The sequence below is a fragment of the Roseateles sp. AC306 genome (assembly GCF_979253795.1).
The window spans coordinates 1-253 of record NZ_CEEDEB010000106.1 but is presented as its reverse complement, the minus strand read 5'-3'; the positions used below and the strand labels follow the sequence as shown (position 1 = coordinate 253).

The window sequence follows — 253 nt, the reverse complement described above, 5'->3', positions numbered from 1 at the left end:
GTCAGGCCCTTGACCTGGAGGGTGCTGAGCGACGCGATCTGTGCGGTGGACATGGCGCCGACGGCGTCACTGGCCAAGGCACCGACCTGGTCGGACGAGAGGCCGGCAAGCGCGGTAGTGGTGACGGCACGCAGGTCGGCCGTTTCCAGCTTGGCGAGTTGAGCGGTCGTTAGCGAACCGAACTGGCCAGAGGTCAGTGCGGCGAACTGGGCCGTGCCCAGCGCGTTCAGGTTCTCCGTGGTCAGATTGCCCA

Annotated in this window: 1 protein-coding gene; it reads right to left on the bottom strand. The window is 66.8% G+C overall.

Annotated elements, in window-relative coordinates; all coding sequences use genetic code 11:
* Positions 1-253 (bottom strand): hypothetical protein (locus tag AC0IZJ_RS28580; protein ID WP_471855648.1); only part of this gene is annotated, 253 nt, incomplete at both ends.